The organism is Peribacillus sp. NPDC058002 (assembly GCF_042886655.1).
Classification (GTDB): Bacteria; Bacillota; Bacilli; order Bacillales; family DSM-1321; genus Peribacillus; species Peribacillus aracenensis.
In genome coordinates, this window is the sequence record NZ_JBHVQU010000423.1 from 1 (window position 1) to 2,137 (window position 2,137).

The 2,137-nt window shown below is 40.7% G+C and carries 3 protein-coding genes; all 3 read left to right on the plus strand.

Annotation, left to right across the window (positions count from 1 at the left end):
- On the plus strand, positions 1–122 hold a 122-nt coding region (locus tag ACFVSH_RS25855), incomplete at its 5' end, for a mannonate dehydratase (protein ID WP_387708637.1).
- The gene (locus ACFVSH_RS25860) at positions 119–955 is read left to right on the plus strand and encodes an SDR family oxidoreductase (RefSeq protein WP_387708633.1); all 837 of its coding nucleotides are present in this window, start codon (positions 119–121) and stop codon (positions 953–955) included. The genes ACFVSH_RS25855 and ACFVSH_RS25860, both read left to right, overlap by 4 nt.
- Before the next feature lie 185 nt (positions 956–1,140).
- On the plus strand, positions 1,141–2,137 hold a 997-nt coding region (locus tag ACFVSH_RS25865; RefSeq protein ID WP_387708635.1), incomplete at its 3' end, for a LacI family DNA-binding transcriptional regulator.

Genomic DNA, 2,137 nt, shown 5'->3' on the forward strand with positions numbered 1-2,137 from the left:
GCCATATATGGGGTGAAGTTTGCCGCCCAGGTTACGGTTTATATGACCGAGCATTGGGAATCATGTATTTGCTCGGATTATGGGATGCATATGAGGCTACTAAATTAGGTGAAAAATCATGATTCCCATTCATGAAAACTTATCCAACAGGGTGGCAGTGATCACTGGAGGCAGCGGTGTTTTATGTTCCAAAATGGCGGTGGAATTGGCTCGCCATGGTGTCAAGATAGCTATATTGAACAGAACGGCGGAAAAAGGGCAAGAAGTGGTCGAACTCATTGAACATACTGGGGGGACTGCGATATCCATCGCAGCGGATGTTTTGGATAGGGCCTCATTGGAAAATGCAAAAGGGAAAATATTAGAATCGTTCGGAAGAGTGGATCTATTAATAAATGGAGCGGGAGGCAATCATCCTGATGCCATTACCGCTCCAGAGAAATATGGGGAAGAAACAGAAGGAAAATCCTTCTTTGATTTGGATGAAAATGGTTTCTCCCAGGTTTTTGCCAGTAATTTCTCCGGTACATTTTTGGCGAGTCAGGTTTTTGGGAAAGAGTTATTGCAAGTGGAAGCACCTGTTATAGTAAATGTATCTTCCATGAGTGCCTACGCTCCAATGACTAAAGTACCAGCATATAGTGCTGCCAAAGCTTCGATAAATAATTTTACGATGTGGATGGCTGTTCATTTTGCCGAGGAAGGTTTACGGGTGAATGCCATTGCTCCAGGATTCTTTTTGACGAAGCAAAATCGGGATCTTTTGCTTAATGAAGATGGCAGCCTGACGGCAAGATCTAATAAAATCATTACATCAACACCCATGAAGCGCTTTGGGCAGCCCGAAGATTTACTTGGTACATTGCTTTGGCTTGTTGATGAATCCTATTCGGGCTTTGTCACAGGAATTACGGTACCAGTCGATGGTGGTTTCATGGCATACTCAGGTGTCTGAATCCAGGTCCAATAAAAAGGCAAACAAGTGACCGTGATTAAATTAGTTCCACGGTATGGGATATTGACTTTTTTACTGCATCAGAAGGTGATTGTAAAGCGTTCCTTATTATAATAGAATATTCCTTATATATCTCAGCCATATTGGTATTAGAGATTTGAAACCATACGACAGGAATGAATGAAATGAAAACCATTACAATTACTGATGTCGCCAATCATGCTAAAGTATCAAAAAGCACAGTTTCCCAATACCTTAACAAACGTTACGAATATATGAGTGAAAAAACCAGGAAAAAGATTGAAGCAACAATAGAAGAATTAAACTATCAGCCTAATATAATAGCACGCAGTTTAAAACAAAAATCCACTTTTACCGTCGGGGTAGTGGTTGCCAATATCCTTCATACGTTTTCAACGCAAGTTATTAGAGCTATTGAAAACTACTTTTATGAACAAGGGTTCCATATTATCGTATGCAATGCAGATGACAATCCTGAAAAGGAAAAGAATTATATTGAAATGCTAAGAGCTAAACAGGTGGATGGGATCATCATTTTCCCCACAGGGGACAATCTGGATTTATATCAACGTATGAAGAGTGATCATTTCCCGATTGTTTTCATGGATAGGACGATCGAAGAATTGGATATTGCAACTGTCATGCTCGACAATCACCTTGCTTCCAAGTTAGCGATCGACAGGTTTATTGAAAAGGGTTATGAAACCATTGCAATCATAACCACTTCAATCATACGCGATATCAGTCCTCGTATCGAACGGATCCAAGGGTACAAGGATTCCCTTGCGTCACATGGGATACCATTCAATTCAGACTATATTAAAACAGTGAACGCAGATGAAATCCCGGTTGCACTTTCAGAATTTTTCGAATTGGAAAAGCCGCCTCAAGCCATATTGGCAGGAAATGATATCGTACTTAATGAAGTGTTGCGTTATATGAAACAGCACGAAATAAATATACCTGATGACATGGCGGTAATAGGGATCGATGATGTACCCTATGCCAGTTTCTATACACCGACCATCACTACGGTTAATCAGCCTGCCATTCAAATGGCCAACTTGGCAGCAGAGTTACTGCTTACTCAAATCTATAAAACTGGTAAAGAGGATACTAGCGTCCCTCGCTTGAGACGGACTTTGCTTAAGAGGAATTCTT